Source organism: Halalkalibaculum roseum, from assembly GCF_011059145.1.
Lineage (GTDB): Bacteria > Bacteroidota > Rhodothermia > Balneolales > Balneolaceae > Halalkalibaculum > Halalkalibaculum roseum.
In genome coordinates, this window is the sequence record NZ_JAALLT010000003.1 from 202,283 (window position 1) to 227,344 (window position 25,062).

The 25,062-nt window shown below is 42.8% G+C and carries 24 protein-coding genes; 14 read left to right on the forward strand and 10 right to left on the reverse strand.

All coding sequences use genetic code 11. The features are described from left to right. Positions 1–197 precede the first annotated feature (197 nt). Together G3570_RS09435 and G3570_RS09440 are read left to right on the forward strand one after the other, a co-directional pair. Complete coding sequence (locus G3570_RS09435; protein WP_165141647.1) at positions 198–1,640, forward strand: LptF/LptG family permease; 1,443 nt, start codon at positions 198–200, stop codon at positions 1,638–1,640. Next, positions 1,633–2,715: an LptF/LptG family permease gene (locus G3570_RS09440; RefSeq protein ID WP_165141649.1), complete on the forward strand. Its 1,083-nt coding sequence runs from the start codon at positions 1,633–1,635 to the stop codon at positions 2,713–2,715. The genes G3570_RS09435 and G3570_RS09440 overlap by 8 nt, the downstream gene beginning before the upstream one ends. An 84-nt stretch (positions 2,716–2,799) precedes the next feature. Here G3570_RS09440 and guaB read toward each other — a convergent pair whose 3' ends face one another. Continuing rightward, positions 2,800–4,278: an IMP dehydrogenase gene (guaB, locus tag G3570_RS09445; RefSeq protein WP_165141651.1), complete on the reverse strand. Its 1,479-nt coding sequence runs from the start codon at positions 4,276–4,278 to the stop codon at positions 2,800–2,802. 559 nt (positions 4,279–4,837) lie between these two features. Between guaB and G3570_RS09450 the strand changes: the two genes are divergently transcribed. From G3570_RS09450 to G3570_RS09460, 3 genes are all read left to right on the forward strand, one after another. Further along, on the forward strand, positions 4,838–5,374 hold the full coding sequence (locus G3570_RS09450; RefSeq protein ID WP_165141653.1) for a hypothetical protein: 537 nt from the start codon (positions 4,838–4,840) through the stop codon (positions 5,372–5,374). A 96-nt stretch (positions 5,375–5,470) separates the two neighbouring features. After that, the gene (locus G3570_RS09455) at positions 5,471–6,319 is read left to right on the forward strand and encodes a hypothetical protein (RefSeq protein ID WP_165141655.1); all 849 of its coding nucleotides are present in this window, start codon (positions 5,471–5,473) and stop codon (positions 6,317–6,319) included. A 14-nt stretch (positions 6,320–6,333) separates the two neighbouring features. Then, positions 6,334–6,894 carry an AlkZ-related protein gene (locus G3570_RS09460; RefSeq protein WP_165141657.1) on the forward strand — a complete coding sequence of 187 codons (561 nt, stop codon included), beginning with the start codon at positions 6,334–6,336 and terminating at the stop codon, positions 6,892–6,894. Positions 6,895–6,978: 84 nt separating this feature from the next. Here the strand turns inward: G3570_RS09460 and G3570_RS09465 are convergent, their stop codons facing one another. The 4 genes from G3570_RS09465 to G3570_RS09480 all read right to left on the reverse strand — a co-directional run bounded on the left by G3570_RS09465 (position 6,979) and on the right by G3570_RS09480 (position 9,820). Then, the gene (locus G3570_RS09465) at positions 6,979–7,491 is read right to left on the reverse strand and encodes a ferritin (protein ID WP_165141659.1); all 513 of its coding nucleotides are present in this window, start codon (positions 7,489–7,491) and stop codon (positions 6,979–6,981) included. Between the two features lie 644 nt (positions 7,492–8,135). Further along, positions 8,136–8,414 (reverse strand): glycine zipper domain-containing protein, encoded by a 279-nt coding sequence (locus tag G3570_RS09470; protein ID WP_165141327.1) that lies wholly within the window; start codon positions 8,412–8,414, stop codon positions 8,136–8,138. 195 nt (positions 8,415–8,609) lie between these two features. Then, complete coding sequence (locus G3570_RS09475) at positions 8,610–9,332, reverse strand: hypothetical protein (protein WP_165141661.1); 723 nt, start codon at positions 9,330–9,332, stop codon at positions 8,610–8,612. Then, positions 9,329–9,820, reverse strand: a complete 492-nt coding sequence (locus G3570_RS09480) for an RNA polymerase sigma factor (protein ID WP_165141663.1) — start codon at positions 9,818–9,820, stop codon at positions 9,329–9,331. The genes G3570_RS09475 and G3570_RS09480 overlap by 4 nt, the downstream gene beginning before the upstream one ends. A 199-nt stretch (positions 9,821–10,019) precedes the next feature. Between G3570_RS09480 and G3570_RS09485 the strand changes: the two genes are divergently transcribed. From G3570_RS09485 to G3570_RS09500, 4 genes are all read left to right on the forward strand, one after another. Then, positions 10,020–10,343, forward strand: a complete 324-nt coding sequence (locus G3570_RS09485; protein WP_165141665.1) for a hypothetical protein — start codon at positions 10,020–10,022, stop codon at positions 10,341–10,343. A gap of 172 nt (positions 10,344–10,515) precedes the next feature. After that, positions 10,516–11,418, forward strand: a complete 903-nt coding sequence (locus G3570_RS09490) for a hypothetical protein (protein WP_165141667.1) — start codon at positions 10,516–10,518, stop codon at positions 11,416–11,418. Positions 11,419–11,626: 208 nt separating this feature from the next. Continuing rightward, positions 11,627–12,400 carry a DUF2268 domain-containing putative Zn-dependent protease gene (locus tag G3570_RS09495; protein WP_165141669.1) on the forward strand — a complete coding sequence of 258 codons (774 nt, stop codon included), beginning with the start codon at positions 11,627–11,629 and terminating at the stop codon, positions 12,398–12,400. 197 nt (positions 12,401–12,597) lie between these two features. After that, positions 12,598–12,900, forward strand: coding sequence for a hypothetical protein (locus G3570_RS09500; protein WP_165141671.1), 303 nt, complete (start codon positions 12,598–12,600; stop codon positions 12,898–12,900). 469 nt (positions 12,901–13,369) lie between these two features. On the opposite strand, the gene G3570_RS09505 is transcribed toward G3570_RS09500, so the two are convergent. Further along, complete coding sequence (locus G3570_RS09505) at positions 13,370–13,699, reverse strand: hypothetical protein (RefSeq protein WP_165141673.1); 330 nt, start codon at positions 13,697–13,699, stop codon at positions 13,370–13,372. A 368-nt stretch (positions 13,700–14,067) separates the two neighbouring features. Between G3570_RS09505 and G3570_RS09510 the strand changes: the two genes are divergently transcribed. Further along, a complete protein-coding gene (locus G3570_RS09510; RefSeq protein ID WP_165141675.1) occupies positions 14,068–16,104 on the forward strand; it encodes a glycoside hydrolase family 97 protein in 2,037 nt (678 codons plus the stop codon). Between the two features lie 159 nt (positions 16,105–16,263). Here G3570_RS09510 and folD read toward each other — a convergent pair whose 3' ends face one another. From folD to G3570_RS09530, 4 genes are all read right to left on the reverse strand, one after another. Continuing rightward, positions 16,264–17,154 (reverse strand): bifunctional methylenetetrahydrofolate dehydrogenase/methenyltetrahydrofolate cyclohydrolase FolD, encoded by an 891-nt coding sequence (gene folD / locus G3570_RS09515; protein WP_165141677.1) that lies wholly within the window; start codon positions 17,152–17,154, stop codon positions 16,264–16,266. A gap of 182 nt (positions 17,155–17,336) precedes the next feature. Further along, on the reverse strand, positions 17,337–18,710 hold the full coding sequence (locus G3570_RS09520; RefSeq protein WP_165141679.1) for a sigma-54-dependent transcriptional regulator: 1,374 nt from the start codon (positions 18,708–18,710) through the stop codon (positions 17,337–17,339). Positions 18,711–18,712: 2 nt separating this feature from the next. Beyond that, positions 18,713–20,173 carry a D-alanyl-D-alanine carboxypeptidase/D-alanyl-D-alanine endopeptidase gene (gene dacB / locus G3570_RS09525; RefSeq protein ID WP_165141681.1) on the reverse strand — a complete coding sequence of 487 codons (1,461 nt, stop codon included), beginning with the start codon at positions 20,171–20,173 and terminating at the stop codon, positions 18,713–18,715. A 27-nt stretch (positions 20,174–20,200) separates the two neighbouring features. Further along, positions 20,201–20,671, reverse strand: coding sequence for a PTS sugar transporter subunit IIA (locus G3570_RS09530; protein WP_165141683.1), 471 nt, complete (start codon positions 20,669–20,671; stop codon positions 20,201–20,203). A gap of 198 nt (positions 20,672–20,869) precedes the next feature. On the opposite strand from G3570_RS09530, the gene G3570_RS09535 reads away from it, so the two are divergent. Genes G3570_RS09535 through G3570_RS09550 form a run of 4 tightly spaced genes read left to right on the forward strand, consistent with a single transcriptional unit; the run spans position 20,870 to position 24,889 of the window. Continuing rightward, positions 20,870–21,538 carry a heme exporter protein CcmB gene (locus tag G3570_RS09535; protein WP_165141685.1) on the forward strand — a complete coding sequence of 223 codons (669 nt, stop codon included), beginning with the start codon at positions 20,870–20,872 and terminating at the stop codon, positions 21,536–21,538. Continuing rightward, positions 21,538–22,740: a DNA polymerase III subunit gene (locus G3570_RS09540; RefSeq protein ID WP_165141687.1), complete on the forward strand. Its 1,203-nt coding sequence runs from the start codon at positions 21,538–21,540 to the stop codon at positions 22,738–22,740. Before G3570_RS09535 ends, G3570_RS09540 begins: the two co-directional genes overlap by 1 nt. A gap of 3 nt (positions 22,741–22,743) precedes the next feature. Beyond that, the gene (dapF, locus tag G3570_RS09545) at positions 22,744–23,580 is read left to right on the forward strand and encodes a diaminopimelate epimerase (RefSeq protein WP_165141689.1); all 837 of its coding nucleotides are present in this window, start codon (positions 22,744–22,746) and stop codon (positions 23,578–23,580) included. Then, a complete protein-coding gene (locus tag G3570_RS09550) occupies positions 23,570–24,889 on the forward strand; it encodes a type IX secretion system plug protein (protein ID WP_165141691.1) in 1,320 nt (439 codons plus the stop codon). The genes dapF and G3570_RS09550 overlap by 11 nt, the downstream gene beginning before the upstream one ends. Positions 24,890–25,062: the final 173 nt, after the last annotated feature.

Below are 25,062 nucleotides of genomic sequence, written 5' to 3' on the forward strand. Positions count from 1 at the left end.
GTAACAGTATTAGATAGGCAGCTCCTTAACTTTTTGAAATTTAAATATGTTCGTCCTTTGCTGAATAGATTATACTACTAATTCAGAATTCTTGAAAATTACAAACTGAGGACTTGTTTCCGTTTAAATTGATTTTGCAAAGACGTAGTATAGGCCTAATTTAAAGGTTGTTCAAACCCGAAAATCCAAAGCCGTCAATGCTTAATAAGCTTCAACTCGACATTCTCAGAAGGCATGTAGGCCCGTTTATCTTCTGTTTTTTTACGGTGATGTTTCTGCTGTTGATGCAGTTTCTGATGCTTTATATCGACAAGCTGGTCGGCAAGGGCCTGCCTTTTGACATTATTCTGGAATTGATTGTTACCAATCTGGCAGCCATGGTGGTTCTGGCGGCACCAATGGCCGTTTTGGTCGCTTCCCTGATGGCCTATGGTAAATTTACTGAGCTAAATGAGCTTACTGCATTACGCGCCGCCGGTGTAAATCCCATACACATTATTAATCCGGTACTTGGAGCTGCCACCATTTTAACCATCAGCCTGGTGCTATTTGGCAATTATGTGCTTCCCGATTCCAACCAGAGGGCACGATCGCTGTTTATCGATATCCGTTTAAAGAAACCCGGCTTTGATCTTAAAGAAAATGAGTTCTATGAAGGCATCGAAGGCTATACCTTTCTGGTCAAGCGAATAGAGAATGAGGCAGATTCTCTGTATGACGTCACGCTTTTCCAGGAATCCACCAGAAATCGGGAAAAAGCCTACATCACGGCCAAACGCGGGACCTTGCAGAGTGAAGACGACGGGCAGACCTTAACCCTGTTTCTTTTTGACGGTAGCATACTCAGGTACCTCGATCGCGTTCAAAACGGTAAAAGAGTTGATATGTATGAAGAAACTGATTTTGACCGTTACCGTATCAGCTTTGATCTTTCTGAACTTGCGTTTTCACGTTCCAATCCCGACAAGCACTCCCGCAGTGACCGTACCATGAATATCAAGTCAATGCTGGCGGTTGTTGATTCGCTGAATATGGAAATCAATGATCAAAAGGAGAAGTTCGTTGAAAGAAATAATGATATCGCGCTGAATCCGGAAGACTCTCTCTTTTCCCAACAGCAGCATCTTGCCGGTGAAGACCGCGAGTATTACACTGAAACAGACAGTACAGATCTTCCCTACCAAAGTCATTATGTGGTTTTAAATAATATAAACCGGCTTTCTGCCCAAAAAAGCATACACCGGTCTGCATTAACTGAAATGCGTAACTATCGCTCTTCACTGGAAAATCTTGAGGTAAACCTGGATTGGAGGATCAGCCGTATTGCACGGTACCTTGTGGAGGTACATAAAAAGTTCTCCATCCCCATTGCCTGTATCATCTTTGTATTGATCGGAGCACCAATAGGCATGTACACCAAGAAAGGAAACCTCGGCTATGCTGCACTAATAAGTACCGGATTCCTGACCTTTTATTTCATCTCCATCATACAGGGAGAGAAGCTGGCGGACCGGCTGTTTGTGAGTCCTGTGACCGGCATGTGGTTTTCAAATGTGATTTTATCGGTCATCGGCATTTACCTGGTGATAAGGCTCTGCACTTCTTTTAAATTTTCAAACCTCTGGAGAAAAAGTGCGTAACAAGATCGACCGTTACATTTTTATCCGCTTGTTTGCCATCACCATATTTGTGCTTGGTGTGCTGATCTTCATCTTCCTGGTTATCGACTTTTCCAATAACAGTGATGATTTTACCGATCGTGGGGCCACTTTTATAGAGATATTCGGAGATTATTACCTGAACTACATTCCTGAGATCATCCGCCTGGTGATACCTGTTGCCATCTTTGTAGCCTGTTTATATCTGACCGGACAAATGACTGATCGTCTGGAAATCACTGCTTTAAAAGCAGCCGGGGTGAGCTTGTACCGCCTTATTGTGCCCTACCTGCTCTTTGGGTTTATCATGCTTGTTATTATCAGTTACCTGGATGGCTTCATCATACCCGATTCAAATTCCAAGCGCATCGCCTTTGAAAACCGCTATCTCAAAGACAAAACAGAGAAGGTAGACCGCAACCGTATCTACCGCCAGGAGTCGGAGAATACAATCTTTGAGATCAGGACTTTCGACGCCAACCAGAAGATTGGCTACAATATTGAAGTGATTGAATTTGAGGGTGATAGCATCAAAAAAATGATGAAAATTCAACGCATGGAGTGGATCCCGAATGACAGCCTCTGGAAATACACCGATATTGAAGAGAAAACGTTCACTCCTACAGGGTACGTCGATGAGTATAGTGACTCTATGAGAGTAGCCCTGAATATACTGCCCCGAGACCTGGCCCGTACCACTTCCGATATCTACCAGCTCACATACCGGGAGGCCTACAACTACATCCAATCCATTAAACGAAGCGGGGCCAGCAACACTGAGTTGCCACAGGTACAGTTTTATGGCAGGCTTGCATACCCGTTCTCCATCATCGTCTCAATACTGGTTGGGTTTGCCATCGCATCGGTCAGGCGCAGAGGCGGCAGGGGATTTCACATAGCGGCCGGGCTAACCATTAGCTTTCTATACCTGGCGCTTATGAAAGTAATTGAACCATTTGGCGGGCAAGGTGCCCTTGATCCGGTCATTGCAGCAACACTGCCCCATGTGTTCTTTCTGTTTGTGGGCCTAGTGCTGTTGTTTGCGGCAAGGAAATAATTGTTGAATTAGTGAGTTGGTGAATTACTGAGTGAATTATTTATTTCGCACAATCACCAACTCACCAACTCAATAATTCACTATTTAACTTACTGAGTAGTTCGGTGATTCTTTGGTAATCTGCACCGAGTGGGGATGGCTTTCTTTGTAGGCCGCGGCAGAGATCTGTACAAATTCGGCTTTCTGGAGATCCTCAATATTAGCTGCACCAGCATAACCCATGGCTGCCCGCAATCCACCGACCATCTGGTAGACCACCTCGCTGAGGTATCCTTTATATGGGACACGTCCTTCAATACCTTCCGGGACCAACTTGTTGATATCATCCTCCACATCCTGGAAATAGCGATCTTTTGAGCCTTGCTCCATTGCACCGAGACTTCCCATGCCGCGGTAGGATTTATATTTCCTGGATTCATAAATAATGGTCTCTCCCGGGCTCTCATCTACACCGGCAAACATGGAACCCATCATCACAGCCTGGGCTCCGCCTGCAATGGCTTTGGGGATATCTCCGGTTTGTTTGATACCGCCGTCTGCAATCAATCCCACGCCTGCTTTATGAGCAAATTCTGCAACTTCCATAACCGCGCTTAGCTGCGGCACCCCGACCCCGGTTACCACGCGAGTAGTACAGATGGACCCGGGTCCCACTCCAACTTTAAGAATATCGGCTCCGGCCTCAACAAGGGCTTTGGCCGCACTCTTTGTGGCGATGTTGCCTGCGATAAGATTGAGATCCGGATAGGCTTTTTTGATCTTCTTTACCATATTCAGCACTCCTTCGGAGTGCCCGTGAGCGGTATCTACGGTAATCACATCCACCCCGGTTTCAATCAGCGCATCTACCCGATCCATGGTATCGGGGGTAACTCCTACTGCAGCACCCACGCGCAGACGGCCCATCTCATCCTTGCAAGCATTGGGGAAGTTCATCTTCTTTTCAATATCCTTAAACGTAATCAAGCCCACCAGCCTCATGTTCTCATCTACGATCGGAAGTTTTTCTACTTTGTGCTGCTGCAGCAGCTTTTCGGCTTCTTCAAGGGTGGTTCCTTCTCTTGCCGTGATCAGATTGTCACTGGTCATGATTGAACTCAGCTTCTTGTCCACATAATGCTCGAAGCGAAGGTCCCGGTTGGTGACGATGCCGATCAGTTTGTTATCCTTTTCGATAATAGGGATACCGCCGATCTTGTGTTTTTTCATCAATCCCCGGGCTTCCCTGACGGTAGCATCTTCCGGCAGAGTCACCGGATCAACGATCATGCCGCTCTCACTGCGTTTCACCATGCGCACCTGGTCGGCCTGGTCTTCAATGGACATATTCTTATGCAACATGGCAATGCCTCCCTCCCGGGCCAGGGCAATGGCTAGCCGGTATTCAGATACCGTATCCATGGCGGCGCTCATGACGGGAACGTTCAGGGTGAGATTCGGCGTGAGTTTTACACTGGTATCGACATCGCGCGGCAGGGTTTGGGAATAGGCAGGGACCAGCAACACGTCGTCGTAGGTCAGTCCCTGTCGGGTAATTCGTTCGAATGGAGAGGAGTTTTGCATGATTCCGGGTTCTGCAAAATTTGGGTTCAGATTTTGGCTAAGATAAAAAAAATGTGGACGAAGTGCTTAATGGAAATGGCAATAATCTTTGATTGTTGTGCAGAGTAAATCCATTTAGAATTACATGGATTTAAAGGTGATAGTGATAGCAAAGGTTAGTCTGCTTCATGAATAAACTCCCGCAGATCCCGCTGATTTTCGCAGAAATGAATAACTAAATTCTGCGCTTGTCTGTGTCATCTCGACTTTGCCATAGTGCTGCGATTAATCTTCCTTGATGTAAGACCGCCAATTTTTCAATTACTTACAATCCCGAAAAAAAATATCCGGATTACTCAGCCAAATATCCCAAAGTATTATAGGAACGTTTTATCAGGCCGGTTTATCGCAATTTCTCGTTTCTAAAACCTATCTATTGTTTATTAAATCAAGATTAGAGCTTGTGCTATAAATTATTATCTCCTAGGTTAATTGGTATAAGATTATGTTAGCCTTTTTCTTCAGTAAGCAATTCAGTAAAAGTCAGTACATTCAATAATAGACAATTAAATTATTTCAGTTGAAAGAATTACTCGTAAAGTACAACTTCAGGGTTATTCTAGGTTTAACTGTATTAGTTGCTTTAATACTACTAATTATTGGAATAACAGAAGGAATTACTAGTCAAACCTTACTTATTGCCAGCCTCATTTTAGGTACTCTTTTAATTTCGAGTCAAATATTGCGTCATTCAATAATATCAAACAGCATACCGAAGTTGGATGTTTCGATAAAGAAAGCAGAAGAAATAGAGGTAGAGAATAATGCAGTTACCTTTGTTTCACTCGAATTAGGAGTTAAAAATGAAGGCATGGGAGTTGCTCTAATCAGAGATTATAAATTCGAATCCGAACTTCTTTCTGATGTAAAAGATAGGTATTTCGAAAAAGTACGAGATTCAGAGAGAGGGCAAATTAGCAAACCAGGTGTATCAAATAAAAATACTCCCACTCAAATAAGTTATGGTGAATCAGACATTGTACGAATTGCTATTAATGGCTTTGAATATTTTGGTTCTTATAAGATATTATGGCTTCAGATATATCCTGGCAATTAATAGTTGAGAAAACCGAAAAATACTAACAATTGCTTCAAAGATGACGCCACTCAAACTTGGTTAATGACTTTTAAAATGAATTAAAACACAAAAGAAATGAAGCCTAAAATAGTAACAATTATAGCAATACTGACTTTTATTGTGACTTTCAACAGTAATGCTATGGTTGGAAAAGGTATAGTAGCTGAGAGCTTCGATATCCAAAAAGATCTATTGTTATTACAGTGTGACTTTAAAACGGATGTAGATGACCTTCAAACTGTAGCAGCCTTTGCTACTTTATTGCATGACTCCAGGTTCTCAAAAATAAATTATCATGCAGTTGCCGGTACCTATGGAATTCAGGAAGGTTTATATGTTCCACCTAATCCCTTGTTTCAGCTTGCTTTTGGAGACAACTGGACAGACGCCCATAAAGATTCAGACACCGCTGTTGAAAAACTTTTAAAGATTATTAAACCTATCCTTTCAAAACAAGGTGATATTTGGATTTCAGAAGCAGGTCAATCTGATTTTACCGCAAAACTCATAAAAGCTATTCAATCTCATTATCCTGACGTATCTATTTCACAGCGTATTCATGTAGTTCAACATGCTGAATGGAATGAAGAGGCTACTTCCCCTGAAAGCCTGGAATTCGTTAAGAAAAGTACTGATTACCATAAAATACCTGATGGTAACGGAGTTGGAAACGGAACTCCGGGATTTAGAAATCCTGAATTTACACAATGGAAGAGTAAAATCTCTAACCCTAAGTTGACAGATTTATGGCAGCTAGCCATTGATATATCAAACGAATACAATGGAAAAGAGGGACGTTACAATAATGAGGCTATTTCGGCCGGCGGTCTTGACTTCTCGGATCTTGCCGCAGTTTGTTGGATTTTAGGAATACACAATGATATAAAGGATGTAGAAGATTTTTTTGATCGTTTTTCTAATTAGTAACACCTGCCATCATGTTTAAAACGCTTGAACAGGCTTACCAATTTGTCAAAGAAGTAAAGATTTGTACGGTCTTTATAAGTGATAAAACCGAGTATACGTCTCTTTGGGAACATGTTGACCTTCCGGAAAAACAACCCGGTGAAAAGGGATGGGGAGAGAAGATGACTGCCGTTTGGACATGGAAAAATCAGCTTCCGGCTGAGTATCCGAATGAAATATTTTATGGAAAAATCAAAGGTGGGTTAGCGGTACTGATGGATATAGATTATTTGGCTTGCGATCACTTTCCCCAAGCCTATAAAAATATCCAAACTTTAGATAGCCTAGCTCAGCATATCTACAGTAAAATAGTTGTAGAACCATGGGATACCACATCACTTAGAAAGGCGACAATACAGGAAGTTGGCTGTACTAAGAGTCAGTTTGACACGGCCCTAAAGAACCTTCAGATAACCATGAATATTGCCAGATTAAATGATTCTCAAATCGAACGAGATACGTGGGTACCCTTTTCGGATTTGTACCTCGATATATGGCAGCAATATGTACGAGATAAAAATGACTCGAAATAGACATTTTGATTAAGTCTCCCGCTTATACCAAGGGGGATATACAAGGATCTCTAATTAGTATAAGTATGGTATTTAGTGTTCTCTTTACTCGGTTCCTTTTCCATTCTGAGCTTGTCTCTCTCCCATATCTCGATCCAGCATGTACAGGCCGGAACCGTCTTCTCCGACTAAATTTAGTTTATCGATAATATCTTTCACCATCTCTTCTTCCTCTACCTGTTCATCAATAAACCAGAGTAACAGACTTTCAAGCGGATAATCATCCTCATCCCTGGCAAGCTTATACATTTTGTGGATACATTTTGTTATATGCTGCTCCTGTTCAAGAGCTAGTTCGAAGGCCTTTCGAGGAGAATCAAATTGCACTTTTGGCTTTTTAATATCTTGCAATATGGGTCGCCCGTCTCTTTGAATCAAGTGATTGTAGAACTTCATAGCATGTTCAATTTCCTCCTGCCACTGGGCTTTTAACCAGCTTGCAAAGCCGCTAAGGTTTTTGTCTTCAAACCAAGCCGACATCGCTAAATACGTATATGCCGATTGAAATTCTTCCTGAATCTGGTTGTTTATTTCTTCTTCGATATGTTGCTTAATCATGGCAATAAATGTTCAATTAAAAATTGAATGAGTTAAACTTCAGCTCAATAGTACTAACTTGCTGCTTTATTATCCTATATACTTATTATCTAATCCATAATGGGTACTAATGACCAACCGTCTATTATTTCTGCAATACATATTCCTGCTTCCAAAATAGTACTTTTTTGACAGGGTCTGCCAGGAACCAAACATGTAAATTGAGACAGAAAAACTAATCGTCACTCAGTCTTATAAATGCCTGTATCACAGCTTCAGCGGATGTCAGTTCCAGGGCACCTATACAAAAAAGTAACATTCCTTTAGCAAGAACATCAACTCTGGGCTCTTCATTGACGATTTTTTTTTGCAGTTAAGCCTATAAATCCGCTACTTCTAAATAATAAAACCCACAGCACCATTTTGCGCAATACCGTTATAACGCTGATAAACCGCAATTTTCAGGAGCTATTTTCAAAAAAGTCTAGATCAGGGTTTAAAAGACAATCTTTTGGACCTTAAAAAAGCATCAGAAACGATTTACTGAGAATCATTAATGGGAAACACTTCCGCCAACGCCCTGGCGAGGTGAATCGGTGTCGTGCTAAACACAATTTTTACCGGCTTATTAGCCGAATTTATACCGGGAGTACTTACAAATAGGACTAATTGAGCTTTATCATTACAAAAGTTTCAACCAGCACGATTATTCCAAAAATCAACGTATAGATCCATATTTTACCCTTTCCGGCTGTCTTCACCTCCTCATTATTAGTATCCCGGATGCTTAACACCCAACCCAGAATCAGGCCTATTGCCACTCCAATGGCAGGTCCCAAAGCTAAATTGCCGAAAACTAATCCCAGTGGAGTTCCAATTGGGATTCCAATTGCTAATCCCATTGCAAAATGACGTCCTTTGGTGTTTTTTGTGGATGCTTTCATATGTATGTGCTTAGATTAGATTAAAAAGTATAACTGTTACTGTGATGTATAAAATAAATCCGGTGATTAGACACCTTTTAAGTATCTTTCTTTCACCTGCTTCATGATGCTCATATATGCGCGAATAGAAAACGGTGAAGACCGGTGCCAGAACTGCCGTGAGTCGTAATATCCACTTGTCTGAAGTCATTGGTGTCATAATAATTTGATGATAAATAGTATCAACAGGGCTATACCGATCAAAGAAACGGTAGCGTAAACAACCTTCCGAGCCCTGCGTTTTGACTGAAGTTCAATGATCTTTAACTGCTGCTCTACTTCGTCAATATCAAGTTTAACCACCTGTTCCATTTCATCCATGAGCCTTGCATAGGTAATCCTCTGGGTTATAAACGGAATGAAAAAAGCGACCAGCAGGAACAGATACATAACCGGATCATTCATAATCTGAAGGAGACGGTCCTGCCCATACCTGAAAAGATTGTAGTACTGGAAACCGGTCAAAACGAAAAGAGAATGAGTAATGGAGCTGCTGAATAGAAATTCCCTGTAATACCGGTTTAGCATATCATATCTTTTTTGCAAAACATCTATGACGGGGTCTGACTCATTTATGGAGGTAAACAATTGTTTTATTTGGATATTTCTGTACAAGAGAAATGCAAGACTTGTGATAACCAGTATCCAGACAGTTAGTTTGACAGGTGTCGCTATACCAATGGCAATCAGGATGATATTACCGGAAAGTACCAGCGCTTTATAAGCTGAATCAAGGATCACTGTCCGCTGGCCGGATGTAAGGCTTTGAGTTGAAAATTCATTGGTCCTTTTTTGTATCTCTTTCAGAGAGAGTGCGTTTTCCAGATAACCGGGATCGTTCTGTTGATCCCATACAGATTCAAGTTGTTCGGTATTCATAATTGTGGAGTTTTGGTCAATTTTAGATACTGATCTTTAAGTTTCTCCTTAATTCGAACCAGTTTGACGCTTACATTTTTTTCGCTGAGACCCGTGATTTCAGCAATTTCCTTATAGGAATACTTATCCAGGTAAAGGATGATTATTGATCGATCCACGGGATTAAGCCGGCTGATAGCAATGTATAAGGCTTCTATATCGTATTCTGCTTTGTGCTTGTTGGGAGAGAGCATCGTAGATTCATCTAATTCGGTGGTCTGTACTCGTTTTTTCCGGCTATAATCTATGGCCCTGTTAAAACTTACCCGGTAGATCCAAGTCGTGATTTTTGAATTGCCCGAAAATGTAGTTCTCCCTTTCCAAAGGTTATATAGAATTTCCTGAAATAGGTCTTTCTGATCTTCCCGATTTCGAGCGAAAGCCCTGCATACCTTCCAAATAATTCCCTGGTGTTGCTGAATCAGCCTATCAAATTCATCTTTATTCAAAGCATTTCATTTATTGAAGTACCATTTATCTAATTAGACGTAAATCAGAAGAAATCACTACATTAAAAATGAAGGTATTAACAGGTAAGTACCACTTACTTTATAGATACCTATTAAATACCAAAACACTTTTCTACGATGGGCTGCTCTCCTCTTTTGCGACGAATTCCTTAACAGAAACATTAAAAATATACTGATTATGGAAGAGCATACACCAATTATTCGACTGTATTTTACGAAAATGAAGGAAGCTTTTAGTAATCTTTCAGACGAAGAGGAAATGGCTTTCATGCGAAAGGACAGAGAAAACCTTGACAAACTCGGAATGAAGGCAGTTACTATGATTAACTGCATCGGATTTAGTGACGACTGGGAGTACATCGGGGTTGAGGAATGGCCCTCCATGACAGCCATAGAAGAACAGGAAAAGTTTGAAAATGACATACTGGAAGTATCAAAATACGTAGAATTTAAAACCATACTGGGAGCTCCCGAATCCTTTGCCGAATACGGCAGGAGTTGAATGAACTAATTATCTACAAGCTTTAAGTGGTAATTGGCTGTGCCATTGTAATCGGAGTAGCAATTCGATCTGATTGCTGTCTTCTGTTATATATTGGCTACTTTTCTGGTATTATATAACGTTGTGGCTGTTATTTTTAAGACGGACTATAGATGAACTCATATTTGCATCCATGAAGAAATCTTTATTGTCATTTCTTGTACTTATTCTTTGCATACAGATTCAAACCAGGGCACAAATTGACTCTACCTTTCAGGGAGAACTCAGTGATTTTATCATTGAGCAGCATCCCCATTATTACCTCAAATACATCCATTCAAAGGAACTAAATGATGGTCTCAAAGCTCATTTTTTCATTTATAGAAATAAGGATGACAAATGGCCGTACGGTTCGGGATTTGAAATAATCCACCCCGAAAACGATAACCCCATATGGTATCTGAAAATGAACGGGGATTTTGGGCTTCACAGTCTTCAACAGATCGATATAAACGCAGATGGGAAGATGGATCTGTTTTTCTATGCAGGTTTTGAAGATGTATTCTCAACCTACATCTATACTGCCAACTACGGTACATTGTCAGGCAACGGCTATGATTCAAACAACTTTGCCAAGGCCTATGCAAATAAAAATGACTACTCAGTACTCCTGAATTTCGATAACCAATCCCGGCCTATCATTATTGATTCCGGATATGATGGTGACGAAAAAAGAAGCGGTATGTCCTGTTTCAGTAATCAAAGCGACTTGGCCGTCAGATCTGAAAACAAATTGATATTATCGGATTCGGTAAAACAGGAAATTACGAAGAAGTATGAGGAAGTTACGGGTCTTCTCGACCAATACAATTTTGATTACAATATGCCTGAAGTCTATTCGATTTTTAACACTAAAATTCTTGATCCTATCAAGCTATATAAAATTGAAGATAATGAGTCCGTCGAAGTTACCTCAGAGTATCCGACATACCTTAAATGGAGAATTGATCTGTTGAAAACGATACAATCAGAAAGTTCTGAAAATTGTATGGATAATATTCAGAGCACCATCAAGCACCTGGAAAGCTATCTTTGAGAGTATCCAATCTCTTATTATTCTTTCTATTGCTTCTTAAAGCTCTATTCCTTTTGCAGTCAATATAGCTAGTCCGGAAGAGCCCTCCGTCTTTTACGGCTTTAAAGATTGAAACCTTGCCTCCTGAAATAGCGTAGTGTTTAAGAGTTAAATGTGATTTCTAACCTGCAGTAAATAGCAGTTCTTTATACTAGCGATAGGAATTCAAATGGCTCATGATAAAGCATCTCCTTTAATTTTATACTTTGGGCTGTTCGCAGCAGTCGCGCTATTGATTGGCGTTGCCGGCTGTTCCACATCTTCGCAGTCATTAGGATGTGAGGGTAATACTGATGTAATGATACAGGCAGGTTCCTGTTTGCATTTCGAAGACGAAGGTCAACTTGATGAGTATCGCGATCGCATTATTGCGGTTGTAAAGGAGACTTATTCTCTGGTCAACAGTCTGATGCCTATTGATGATGTTCAAATTAGGGTCCTTGCCAATCCCCAGAATGTCATACCGGAGCTGGGAATGAATGGATATAATCCCGGTGCAAATGAAGTCATTTTATATTTCGATCCCCAGTCGAATGCATTATCCCATTCACTGGAGAGCAGCCTCTCCTCTATTTTATCGCACGAACTGCATCATGCCAAGCGCAAGCGCTCAGCAGGCTATGGATCTACCCTGTTGCAGGCTATGATATCAGAGGGACTTGCCGATCATTTTTCTATGGAAGTTACACAATCGGGTCCGCCAATCTGGTCAAAGGTATTAACGGAAACCCAATTGGAAAGTTTGCTACAGAAAGCTAGTCAGGACTGGAACAGCAGTCCCTATAATCATAGCCAATGGTTCTTTGGAAACGGTGAAGATATTCCCCGATGGACAGGCTATTCTATAGGTTTTGAGCTTGTTCAAATATACTTAATGAACCATCCCGACAGCAAAGCTTCCATTCTACACGAGGAACCGGCATCTTCTTTTGCACCGGAATAGTACTGCTTAAATTAGGGTATCCACAGTAATCCTATTTAACCTTCCGGAAATTTTTCAATTGGCAATACTTTCCAAAAGAAACTTGCCCATGTGCAGTTAAAGATTTTGGAGTTCTGCTTAATATAGGTTTTTAAATGATCCCTTCGTTTCTTACTGAAAAGTTTGTACTTGTATCACTAATACCTGGATAGACAAAAATGAAGAAGGTTATTGTTAAAATTACGCTCTCGATAATGCTTATTGTTACAGTTACCGTAGCCGGATTCTACTGGAATGAAGCACGGAAAGAGATAGTTTTTCTGTGTGCTAATTTTAAGAAAGGTGTTACCGAAGAAAGTGTACGTGAGCAGCTTGATACAGGAAATTTTCTGAAGTATCTAACGGAGGATATTCCCGGGGGAAAACGCATTATAGCTGAAAGTCCCTACAACTTATACATGAACCGCTGTGTCATTGAATTTGATAGCAGTGGTTTAGTGCAATCCAGCACAGTGAATTAGATACTATTGGATGAGAATCAAAACCGGAAGAAGTTTTTTGCCATGAAAATGCAAGTACCGACACCTGAAGAGTCAGCTAATAAAAAAAGGAACAAGTCCGCCGCTTTGTTGCCGGATTCGTAGCCGGTATAGTTATTTTCGGTCTATTGGGCTCACGAATCCTATGGTATGGTTTGGAAAGCGTGAATCCGGTTACCTGGATAGCTCTCGGAATCGGTGCCCTTTCATTCGGATTTCTATCCATGAAATTCGGACATGAATTCTGGCATAGGCTATTTGGGACCCACTAATGCATCCATCATTCCGTTCGTCTTTCCGAGATGGAAAGAAATACCCATAGAACAGTGACAGCGCAGGAAGTATTAATCAACATGTAGCGAAGAAAGTCTTGTATTACTCTCCTATGCAAAACTGCCTTTAGTTTTGTAGTTCTTAGCCTGATTCATCTGCTTCCCGGCAGATATGACTTCTATAAACTTTTTACTTTTAAAGCCTGAATAGCCGTATTCAGAGAGCAAATGCCGTCTTTGTAGCAATTTACCCAGTAGGTGACGCTTTGTCGGCGTCTTTTTACGTAGGGATCGCAGGATGAATACTGTCCCTGTAGTTCATCCACCATGGAAGAGACATCTTCTTTGATCTCTACTTTCAGTGCATCAGGTAAGTCTTCCCAGCCCATAAGTGCGAAAATTTCCTGCAGCTCCTTATGTTCCTTTTCTGCTACCAGGAAGGCTTCGCGCAGCAGCGGTTCAACATCAAATGTTCTTAAATCAGAAGGTGAAGTTATGGTCGATTTCATATTAGTACCTGTGGTTTGATTGAAGTTCATTTATAGTATAAACAGAGGGGGTGACATCATTATGTCACCCCTGTTTAAAAAAATTTTCACTCACTGATTATCATGGGTAATTATACGCTAATGCAATATTCAGACTAAAACTGAATGTTATAGGAATGCTTTTCTACATTTTTAAACCAAATTGAAGAGAGGCGTTTTAAAGATTTTTGAACTTTCCTGCAGATTTAATTACATAAAGTGTTTACCATGCAGGATAATCATATATAAAAATCACAAGTCTTGGATCTTTAATCAATAATAAGCCTGAACTCATGGATTCCATAGAGCATATCTTCTCAAGCCTCGCACTCTTTTCATTTTTTTTACTTATGGCTTCCTGTACGATTGAACAACCTAACTCTGTTACCTCACCTAACAGTAACGTGCGTATTTCCTTCTCCCTGTCAGAGAATGGTACGCCTCAGTATCAGGTGGCCTATCGGAATCAAACCTTGATAGATCCCTCTTCTCTGGGCTTCGAGTTTAAAAATTCCGGTTCGCTGAATTCCAATTTTTCGATAGAATCTACTCATACCCGTTCGGTTGATGAGACATGGAATCCCGTTTGGGGTGAGAATAGCGAGGTTGAAAACCGGTTCAATGAGCTGCTGGTTGAATTGCAGGAACAGTCAGAGCCTTACCGACGATTGCATTTGCGCTTTCGGGCCTATGACGACGGCATCGGGTTTCGCTATGAAATACCGCTACAACAGAACCTGACCGACACACTGTTTATAACCGATGAACTTACGGAGTTCAAACTCAAGGGAGATCATGATACCTGGTGGATACCCGGTGACTGGGACATCTATGAGCATTTATACAACACCACAAAATTTTCTGAAATTGATGCTACCAGTAAAAGAGATCATCCGAACCTGGCCCAGACCTATATCCCGGAAAATGCCGTAAATACTCCCGTTACGATGAAAACGGCAGAAGGACTTTACCTTAGCTTCCATGAAGCCGACCTGACCGATTATGCTGGCATGACGCTAAAGGTAGACACTGCAAATATGAGTATGACCAGCAATCTTGTGGGTTCTCAGCGACGCGATTATAAGGTGGAACGCAAAGCGCCTTTTAACAGTCCATGGCGTACCATTCAGATCGGTGAAAAAGCCGGCGACCTGATAGAGTCAAATCTCATTGTAAATCTGAATGACCCGAATGAGCTGGGTGACATTCCCTGGTTCAAACCTACCAAATATGTGGGGATCTGGTGGGAGATGCACCTCGGCAAGTCAACATGGGACTATGAAAGCGGTAGGCACGGTGCAACTACTGAAAATACCAAGCGATATATCGATTTCGCTGCGGATAATAATATAGGTGCCGTACTGGTGGAAGGATGGAATACCGGTTGGGAACGCTGGATAGGCTTTCCCGACCGTGAAGGTGTCTTTGATTTCGTCACCCCTTATCCCGATTACGACCTGCAGGAAGTAATGGGATATGCAAAAGAGAAGGGCGTGGAGATTATTATGCATCATGAAACCTCTGCTGCTCCTCGTACTTATGAAGCACAGTTAGACACCGCCTATAGTCTCATGCAAGATTTGGGTATACATGTGGTGAAAACCGGTTATGTGGGCAAAATTATTCCGGAAGGCGAATACCATCACGGACAATGGATGGTGAATCACTATCGCAAGGTGCTGGAGAAAGCGGCTGAATATGAAATTGCCGTCAATGCCCATGAGCCTATAAAAGGAACCGGTATTCGTCGCACACTGCCCAATGCTATCTCGAGAGAAGGTCTGCGCGGACAGGAGTATAATGCCTGGAGCGTTGAGGGCGGCAACCCGCCGGAACATCTCACAATTGTACCTTTCACCCGCATGCTTGCCGGACCAATAGATTTTACCCCTGGCATCTTCAATATTAAATTCGATGAGTACCAGGAAAACAACCAGGTGAACACAACGCTGGCACAACAGCTGGCCCTCTATGTAGTGTTGTACAGTCCCGTTCAGATGGCGGCGGATCTGCCTGAACATTATGAAGGAAATCCTGCTTTCCAGTTTATACGCGAGGTTGCCGTCAATTGGGATGAAAGTCACGTTCTAAACGGTGAGATCGGTGAATACGTCACGATCGCAAGAAAGGAGAAAGATTCGGACAACTGGTTTGTAGGAAGCGTAACCGACGAAGAATCCAGAAGTCTTGAAGTAACCCTCGATTTCCTTGATCCCGACATGACCTACCGCGCCGTGATTTACCGTGACGGAGAAGATGCCCATTGGGATGATAATCCATTGAGCATAGAAATTGATGAACAAGAGGTAACCAACGAGACCGTTCTGGAATTTGACCTCGCTCCCGGCGGTGGTCAGGCGATCAGTATTTTCCCGGTAAAGGAGTAAGAATAAAAAAATACACCTTACTACTTCCGGTGCTCTGCTCCGGAAGCATAATATTTCTTGAATTCTATTGAAGATCCGGGGAATGAGAGGTAATAGTGTATTACTTTGACATTCCGCAGCAGAGCGGTGGAATGAGTACTTAAATGAAATACTACTATCTTACTCCGGGTAAATAGACTTCTTGGCAGCAAGCAAAGTATTTTTCATAAGCATGGCTACGGTCATAGGTCCGACGCCCCCCGGAACCGGGGTGATCCAGCTGGCTTTCTCTTTGACGCTTTCAAAATGGCAATCGCCTACCAGCTTATACCCTTTTTCACTCGTATCATCGGCCACACGGTTGATACCCACATCAATTACCACTACGCCTTCTTTCACCATCTCACCCCGAATCAGGTTGGGCTGACCGGCTGCAACTACCAGGATATCCGCCGATATGGTGTGCTGCGTGAGATCTTTGGTATACTTATGGCAGACCGTTGTTGTGGCTTTTCCTTCCGCTTCTTCTTTAGACAGTAAAATAGAAACGGGCCTACCCACGATATTACTCGCCCCAACAATTACGGCATGCTTACTTTTAGTGGTTATGCTGTAATATTTAAACAGTTCAAAAATTCCTGCCGGCGTGCAGGATCGGAAACTGGGTTGCCCCACTGTCAGGCGACCGACATTCATAGGATGAAAACCATCCACATCCTTGCGATAATCGATAGATTCAATTACATCATGCGAAGAAAGGTGATTGGGAAGCGGTAGCTGAACCAAAATACCATCCACTGAATCGTCTTTGTTCAATTTACCAATAGTACTTTTCAGTTCCTTGGCTGAGATAGTATCAGGAAGACGCATGGTATCGGTTTCAATTCCCACTTCACTACAGGCCCTTGTTTTGGCTCCTACATACACATCCGATGCCGGGTCACTCCCAACCAGGACCACCTGCAAAAAGGGCGGGCGATTCCCATCTCCTACCCAGTCTTCTACATCCTTCCGGACTTCATCCCGCGTGATCTGTGCTACTTTTTTCCCATCAATTAGCTTTGCTGACATAATTGTTCTTTTTGAAAATTACTACTTAAAAATAAGTTGAAAATTCTTTGACCTAATAAATGAATAAACAAAGAAGTTAAAAGCTAGAAGTTAGACGCCTCTATTCATTTTAAACTAATCTCAACTTCTGGCTTTTTGCTTCTAACTTCCAGCCTCCAGCTTCCAATTTCCAACCTCCAAACTCACCTTTCTATATCATACTTCTTCATCTTGGTGTACATATGGCTTCGCTGTATGTCAATGGCTTCTGCCGTCTGACTGATGTTCCAGTCGTATTGTTCCAGTTTTCTCTTCAGGAACTCTCGTTCGGCAGCTTCCTTGAACTCCTGGAAATGTTCAATTTCGTCTATCATGTTTTCAAGTTTCCCGGTGTTCTTTCCTCGTGAAAGGCTGAGGTTCCTGACATCTTCTTTTTCAATCAGTGAATCAGAGGCCAGCAGGCCCATTCGTTCGATGGCATTTTGCAACTCCCGCACATTACCCGACCATTTGTGTTCTTTAAGGGCATCAAGTGCTTCTTCGGTAAACTCTACCCCTGAAAAAACGATGTCTTTTGCCGATAGTCGCTTCAGGCAGTTCACCGCCAGAGCGGGTATATCCTCTTTTCTTTCCCTCAGTGGCGGAATATGAATGGGTATGACGTTGATCCGGTGATATAAATCCTCCCTGAAATTGCCCTGTTCAATTTCTTCCATCAGATCTTTATTGGTTGCAGCCAGCACCCGAACATCCACTTTGATCTTCTGGCTGCCACCTACTCTAATAATGGCATTTTCCTGCAGAGCGCGCAATACCTTAGCTTGGGCATCTGCACTCATATCCCCAATTTCATCAAGGAAAAGCGTACCTCCGTCAGCCTGCTCAAATTTACCAATGCGCCGGCTGGTCGCGCCGGTGAATGCTCCCTTCTCATGGCCAAAAAGTTCACTTTCCAGAAGCTCGGTAGGAATAGCGGCACAATTAACGTCAACCATACGTCCCGATCTGCGACTACTTTTTTCATGTATCCATCGAGCCACAAGCTCTTTTCCGGTTCCATTTTCACCGGTAATCAGCACCCTTGAATTGGTGGGCGCCACCTTTTTTATGGTCTGCTTAATTTTTTGAATGGATTCGCTTTCTCCGATTATTTCCGGTACATCGGGAAGCTTCGAGCGCATGCTCTTGTTCTCCCTGGCAAGCTCCCTGCGATCAAGGGCATTCCGCACGCTGACCAGCAGTCGATTCAGATCCGGCGGCTTTTCTATAAAATCGAATGCTCCCAGCTTTGTGGCCTCCACCGCCAGTTCAATGTTGCCGTGGCCGGAAATCATGATAACCGGAAAATCCTGTCGGTTCTCCCTCAGGCTTTTTAAAACTTCCATCCCGTCCATCCCCTTCATCTTGATATCGAGCAGCATCAGATCCATATTCTGCTCTTTTACCTTCTGAAGGGCATCGGCTCCGTTCTCGGCTTCGAATACATCATAGCCCTCAAACTCAAGAATTTCTTTTAAAGAGTTCCGGATACTCTTCTCGTCGTCTGTGACCAGTATGTTTGCTTTAACCGGTGCCATGACTAATATTTCTCATAGATTTGCAACAAGATGGATTCATGCAAGGAATCAATATAGGAGGTCTTCTCAGTATGATTGTTGGTAATAATACTGAAAATGAGCGGTTTCCCCGTATCTGCCGTCATGTAACCGCTGAGTGCCCTCACACCTGATACATACCCTGTCTTTCCATAGATCTTTTTATATAGCGGTGTGCCCTTAAATCGATGCTGTAGCGATCCGTCTATGCCTGCAAGGGAGAGACTTTTCTTGTAGGTATCAAAATCAGAACGATTCTGCATCTTTACCATCAGGCTTGTAAGATCTTCCGGGGTAATCAGGGTAGCCGGAGCCATACCTGATCCGTCATTCAGCTCGATCTTGGTAGTATCCATCTGCATGGATGCTGCGAAGTCTTTAATCAGTGTGAGTCCCAGATCGGTTGTTCCCTGCACGTCGTAATGCTCGGCTGCCGCCGTTTTGAGCATCATTTCTGTAAAGAAATTGCTGCTTTCCTTGTTGATTTCAGCAAGCATTTTACCGACCGGTACCGACTCGTGCATGGAAAGCATTGTATAATCATCATCGTCAGTTTCCGGTACTTGCTCATCTATGATGATTCTTCCTCCCAGTGATATACCGCCGTCATTGAGATACTTTTTAAAGGTATCCATGAAATACATCGGGGCATTCAACACTGACAGGGATTCTTTTTCAACATAATTTTGCGGCACTTTACTTCTCAGAATAATAGTATTCGTACCGAGAATACGCCGGTAAAATTCATCATATTCAGTATTTGAAGGGGTTATGACCTGTTCGTTGATAAAATTCACATAATCGGTGTCAAACGGGAACCAGCGAATCTCAGGGGTCTCTCCCACAGCATTATCGGCAACGACCGTCAAATCCACCGCATTTTCGTTAAAGGAAAGAGCGCTTATCTCCACCCCATAGTAAAAGCTGAGGTCTTCCCAGCTCCACCCTTTGGGATAGGGCTGCTGATCAAAATAAGCAGTATTACCTATCAAATTGCCGCTTATCTTGCGAATACCAAGGGTATCAATGGCAGTATAAAATTTTTCTAAAACATGAAAGCGGTCTTCGTTGTAAAAGGTGCCGCTAATTGAGGGGTCACCGACACCTTCAATAATGATATCACCCTGCCAGGTTCCACCCTCTTGATAGCCAAACCCTAACATTCTGGTTTTATAGGTAAAGTCTTCGCCCAGCTCATCCAGGATAGTTGCGGAACTCAGCAGCTTCAGGTTGGATGCCGGCTGAACCAGCTTGTCGAAATTATAGCCTTCAAGTATACGTCCAGTAGAATCCCTGACGATTACCGACCAGAAAGCATCGTAGGCTTCACTGTTCTCTATGGTTTGAACAACATCGGGAGAAAAGATGATTGACTGAGCTCTGCCGGGAATACACACAGATATCAATAACGCAGTAATAATAAGATGTCTGTATTGCTTGTTCATAGCCCGCTGTTCTAAAAAAGTGTTGTGCTAACTCCCGAAATGAGTCTCCTCTTCTCTATTGAATACTTCCAGGATTTCCTCAGCCGTTTTACAGTCATTCAGTTCCGTTCTGAATTCACTGTTATTCATAAGCCGGGAAATGCGACTCAGCATTTTAATATGGAAACTGTTGCTCGACTGGGGCCCTACCAGTAAAAATACCATGGTTACCGGCTGCCCGTCAATGGCCTCGTACTCTACGGGTGAATCCAGTAATGCAAAAGCGGCATAATTATCCTTGATTCCGCTCGCTTTCCCGTGCGGAATGGCAAGACCTTTTCCTACACCGGTTGACATGATTTTTTCTCTTTCAAAAACTGCCTGATGTATGGCATCCAGCTCATCACTGTCAACTTTTGAAGATAAACTCGATATCAGCTCATTCAATACCTCTTTCTTGGACGAGGCTTTTAAATCAGGAATAACAGTGCTCTTATCTAACAAGCTGACAATGTTCATTATGGTAGATCTCTATTCATTTTCAAATTAAAGCCAAATATAGTCATCGTTTCACTTATGATACAGTTTATTTGCGAAGGCACTAAAATTACCCTGAGGTTTAACAATTTCTTTATTCGGATCGCCTGTAGCCGGATGATTGATGAATTAAGTGTGTCAACCTTATAGGTTTTGCCACAATTTTTGTAAACTTTGCCCATGGATTTTATCAAAGGTACAACCGCCGTTTTTTGGAAGGATATGCAGGCAGAGCTGCGATCCCGGTATGCCATCAATACAGTACTGGCATTTGTGGGAGCGGCCCTTTTGCTTATCCTATTCACTTTGAAGGCACAGCAGCTGCCTCCTACCCCGAAAAGCGGTTTGATCTGGATCGTGATACTTTTTGCAGCCTTGTCCAGCCTGTCACGTTCTTTCGTTGCTGAAACTGAAAGGCAAACTTTTGACTTACTGCGTATCCATGGGAAGCCTTCGGAGGTCTTTACAGGAAAATTGTTGTATAATTTTACGTTCACGTTGGCAGTTAATATCGGTACATTCGCTTTATATATATTTTTATTGGGTTTGCCGGTTGCCGATTTCCTGGCCTTAACACTGACGATCATTTTGGGGACACTGGGACTGTCATCTGTTGCAACCATGCTTGCCGCTATTGTTGCACAGGCAGACCGTAAAGGAGCCATTTTTTCGGTTTTAAGCATCCCGCTTTTGTTTCCGCTGATTCTTATTTTAGTGCGCACCAGTAAAGCGGCCCTGATTGAAGGTCTGACCCCGAATTACATCAACGACTTCTGGGCGCTTTTCGGTTTTAGCGGCGTGAGTATCAGTGCAGGAATATTACTTTTTGACTATATCTGGGAAGAATAATGACGGATTATCAGGATCTTAATTTTGAATTTGGAGACGAGCGACTGGTTGGACAACAGCTGGCTAAGGAACATATTGAGCGATTAATGACATCCGGGAGAGTCAGCCACTCCTACCTGTTTTCCGGACCTTCCGGAGTCGGGAAAACCGCTTTTGCCCTGGCATTTGCTGAAGTGCTTAACGGTATAAGTCACCTTACTAACCTTGGTGATCAGACTTTTTCGAAAAAATCCTCCTGGTTCACTCATCCCGATATTCACGTATTTATACCGGTACCGACCTCTGTCACCATAGAAGAGCTTCGCCTGCGCCTGGAGATGCTGAAAAAAGATCCTTATGAGATTGTGGATTTCAGTCTTCGTCCATCCATGACAGACGAAAGCAGTTCCAAGAATCTGCGCGCATTTTATCCCATTGATTATTTTCATGATGAAATCAGGCCCAAGGCTTTTCTAAAACCGAATGAGGGAAGAAAGACCGTCATCATAATGACCGGCATAGAAACCATGCGGAAAGAGGCAGCAAACGCATTTCTAAAGTTGCTGGAAGAACCTTCGGAAGATCTCATCTTTTTGTTGACAACCGGCAATACCGAAGCACTTCTGCCAACCATCATCTCACGCTGCCAGCACATTCAGCTGACGCCTCTTAAAACGGAAGAGATTGAAAAAGCGCTGATCAAGCAGGATGGACTGGCGGAAAAGGAAGCAAGATATCTCGCACGGGTATCCGGCGGAAACTATGCAATGACCCGGTTTTTTGATGCCGAAACCCTAAAAGCCACTCGGGAAGATATTATTAAATTTCTAAGGTATTCCTACACCCTCGATGCCAGAAACATTATTGAAGCCGCACAGGATTGGCAGAGCCAGAGAAATCTGGAGGGTCAGATTGCCCTGCTCAATGTGATGGAGGTATTTATTCGTGACCTGATGGTCTATCGAAGCTCGCAAAATGCTTCCCTGGTGACCAACGCCGATCAGATAGAAGTAATAGAAAAATTCTGCGAGACTCTGAATAATGCCCGGCTGGAAGACATGATTACCGAAGTAAACCGTTGCAAGCCTATGATGTATCAGTATGTTCAGCCCAAACTGATTTACACCGCGTTGGCTTTCCGATTTTCAAGCCTCATGCGCGGACTGGATACCACCATCTCATCCGGAGATTCATGGAAACATCTCCCTGCGTTTGTTGAATAGTTCATGGCTGAGATAAAGCACATACCGTTTGTTAAGATGCAGGGTACCGGAAACGATTTTATGGTGATTGACAACCGTGATACAACCTATACCAAAGCACAGCTTATTGCACTGACACCTAAGATCTGCCACCGAAAGTATGGCGTCGGTGCCGATGGACTGCTGGCGCTGCAGAAACCTCTGCTGGATGATACTGATTTTGAAATGCTCTACCGCAATGCCGATGGTAGCGATGCCGGCATGTGTGGTAACGGAAGTCGATGCCTGGCTCTCTATGCCTCTAAACAGGGCTTGGGCGACACATTGAAATTCAGCGTTCATGACCGGGTATATTCCGCCGATATCCGGAATGATGGACAGGTAGAAATTCATTTTCCCGTCACTACAAAAGTCAGAGAAATTTCGGTAGATGGAGAAAAGATGTTACAAGTTTACACCGGCACGGAACACGTAGTGATGCACGTCCCAAAGTTTAAGCTGGATGAGGAAGAAGAACTGGTTGACAAAGGAAGAAAGTTAAGATACGATGAATTCTTTAAACCCAACGGTACCAACGCCAATTTCTATTGCGGGGTCAATGAACAGGCAATATCAGTGCAAACCTATGAACGAGGAGTGGAAGGTCTTACCCTAGCCTGTGGCACCGGGGCAATCGCTTCTGCCATTGGCTGGCACCATCAGCAGGAACTAGGATACCATAGCAATGAGGTAACGGTAAAAACCAAAGGCGGGGACCTTCAGGTTTTATTTCAATACAAACCCGAAAAAGACGCCTATACCAATATCACATTGACAGGACCGGCTCATTTCATATGCAAAGGCACCTACTATGCTGAATAGAATCGAACTGATCACTTCTTCATTTCTTATATCAATCCTGCTCTTGCTGTTGATATTCGGCTGTACTTCACTGGAAACGGGCTCTCGTGAAGTAAATAACCGGCAGAGAAGTCCGGAATTTCAGAACCGATTCACCATTTCCCAGCAAAAAGCTCCGCCCCGGGAAATTCAAAGTGTTCAGCTTTACAGAAAAGGTAGCATGCAGAGTGCACCAATTATCACTTTAAACAGTTCGGAAAAACTTTCACTTGAATTCGATCATCTGGGTGAGGGTACAAAGCAGTTTAGACTTACGGTATCCCATCGATCCAAAAACTGGGAAGAAAGTCCTTTACCGCCGGATTTTTACCTTACCGGATTCAGTGAAGTTTATTTTAGCAATGCATCAAAAAGCTTCAGCCAGCGTCCCTCCTATTTTCACTATACGTATGAATTCCCCAATTCCCAGTTGAACTTCAAGGCAAGCGGCAACTACCTTTTGTCGGTTTATGATTACAACAACAATGAGCTGCTATTTACACTTCCTTTTTTCGTCACTGAAAACCAAGGCTCCCTCGATACCAGAGTAGAAACTCTCTATGTTAGGAGAGATGACCTGCGGCCTGAGGATCAGCCATTCAGCCGCTACCGGTATCCTGATTTTGTGGAGTTCCCCCAGTTCGACCTGTCCTATATGTACGTTCAAAACCAATTCTGGGGACGCTACCGGGTAGTCGAAAATAGTGATACAGCCACACCCGAAGTGGTAAATTTTCACTTGTCACGAGACCGCGCATTTCTGGGGAATTATGAATTCAATGCACTGGATCTAAGAAGCTTGAGGGCTGACGGACAACAGATCCTCGAAGTTCAACAGGGTGAGATCCCGCCCAAGGTGATACTTCGGCGAGACATACAATCGTTCGATGTCAAACCTGGCTTTGCTCCAGACGGCCGCTTCGGTATTCCTCTTGATAACCGAAGTGCGTCATATGCCAATGTACAGTTCCGGTTGGAAACTTCCGGGATGGTTTCGGGTGATGAAAATATCTTCCTTCTAGGTGACTTTAATAACTGGACCATCAATAATGACAATAGGATGCAGTACAATGTTGAATCCGACTTATGGGAGGGACAGGCATTTATCAAAGAGGGAGAATATGCCTATAAGTATGTGATGGTCAAAAACGGCAATATCGATGACCTCTCTCTTGATCGGGGATTTCAACGCACCGGTCAAAATTACGTGACCTTTGTTTACTACAAAGACCCCACCAGAAACTATGACCGCTTATTGAAGGTGGAACAAACACAAAGTAGATCCTTTTAAACCATTTGCATTTAGGGATGGCTGATTGATTAAAAGGGAGATTCCCTTCTTTTTGTCAAACATAATTGTCGGACGGTATAAGCGCTTCAGGCTAACTGCAATGGAAACTTTCGCCCACTTAAAGTACCTATAGTTACCGTAACCTGTGCAGTTAAAATAAAAAAGCCCCTCCA

Excerpts from the sequence above, each read along its gene's own strand:
- dapF (WP_165141689.1), top strand. The coding sequence starts at position 22,744 with ATGGCTGAGATAAAGCACATACCGTTTGTTAAGATGCAGGGTACCGGA.
- G3570_RS09490 (WP_165141667.1), top strand. The coding sequence starts at position 10,516 with ATGAAGAAATCTTTATTGTCATTTCTTGTACTTATTCTTTGCATACAG.
- dacB (WP_165141681.1), bottom strand. The coding sequence starts at position 20,173 with ATGAACAAGCAATACAGACATCTTATTATTACTGCGTTATTGATATCT.
- G3570_RS09535 (WP_165141685.1), top strand. The coding sequence starts at position 20,870 with ATGGATTTTATCAAAGGTACAACCGCCGTTTTTTGGAAGGATATGCAG.
- G3570_RS09510 (WP_165141675.1), top strand. The coding sequence starts at position 14,068 with ATGGCTTCCTGTACGATTGAACAACCTAACTCTGTTACCTCACCTAAC.
- G3570_RS09485 (WP_165141665.1), top strand. The coding sequence starts at position 10,020 with ATGGAAGAGCATACACCAATTATTCGACTGTATTTTACGAAAATGAAG.
- G3570_RS09505 (WP_165141673.1), bottom strand. The coding sequence starts at position 13,699 with ATGAAATCGACCATAACTTCACCTTCTGATTTAAGAACATTTGATGTT.
- G3570_RS09455 (WP_165141655.1), top strand. The coding sequence starts at position 5,471 with ATGAAGCCTAAAATAGTAACAATTATAGCAATACTGACTTTTATTGTG.
- G3570_RS09540 (WP_165141687.1), top strand. The coding sequence starts at position 21,538 with ATGACGGATTATCAGGATCTTAATTTTGAATTTGGAGACGAGCGACTG.
- G3570_RS09495 (WP_165141669.1), top strand. The coding sequence starts at position 11,627 with ATGGCTCATGATAAAGCATCTCCTTTAATTTTATACTTTGGGCTGTTC.
- guaB (WP_165141651.1), bottom strand. The coding sequence starts at position 4,278 with ATGCAAAACTCCTCTCCATTCGAACGAATTACCCGACAGGGACTGACC.
- G3570_RS09520 (WP_165141679.1), bottom strand. The coding sequence starts at position 18,710 with ATGGCACCGGTTAAAGCAAACATACTGGTCACAGACGACGAGAAGAGT.
- G3570_RS09500 (WP_165141671.1), top strand. The coding sequence starts at position 12,598 with ATGAAGAAGGTTATTGTTAAAATTACGCTCTCGATAATGCTTATTGTT.
- folD (WP_165141677.1), bottom strand. The coding sequence starts at position 17,154 with ATGTCAGCAAAGCTAATTGATGGGAAAAAAGTAGCACAGATCACGCGG.
- G3570_RS09470 (WP_165141327.1), bottom strand. The coding sequence starts at position 8,414 with ATGAAAGCATCCACAAAAAACACCAAAGGACGTCATTTTGCAATGGGA.
- G3570_RS09550 (WP_165141691.1), top strand. The coding sequence starts at position 23,570 with ATGCTGAATAGAATCGAACTGATCACTTCTTCATTTCTTATATCAATC.
- G3570_RS09465 (WP_165141659.1), bottom strand. The coding sequence starts at position 7,491 with ATGATTAAGCAACATATCGAAGAAGAAATAAACAACCAGATTCAGGAA.
- G3570_RS09530 (WP_165141683.1), bottom strand. The coding sequence starts at position 20,671 with ATGAACATTGTCAGCTTGTTAGATAAGAGCACTGTTATTCCTGATTTA.
- G3570_RS09475 (WP_165141661.1), bottom strand. The coding sequence starts at position 9,332 with ATGAATACCGAACAACTTGAATCTGTATGGGATCAACAGAACGATCCC.
- G3570_RS09435 (WP_165141647.1), top strand. The coding sequence starts at position 198 with ATGCTTAATAAGCTTCAACTCGACATTCTCAGAAGGCATGTAGGCCCG.
- G3570_RS09460 (WP_165141657.1), top strand. The coding sequence starts at position 6,334 with ATGTTTAAAACGCTTGAACAGGCTTACCAATTTGTCAAAGAAGTAAAG.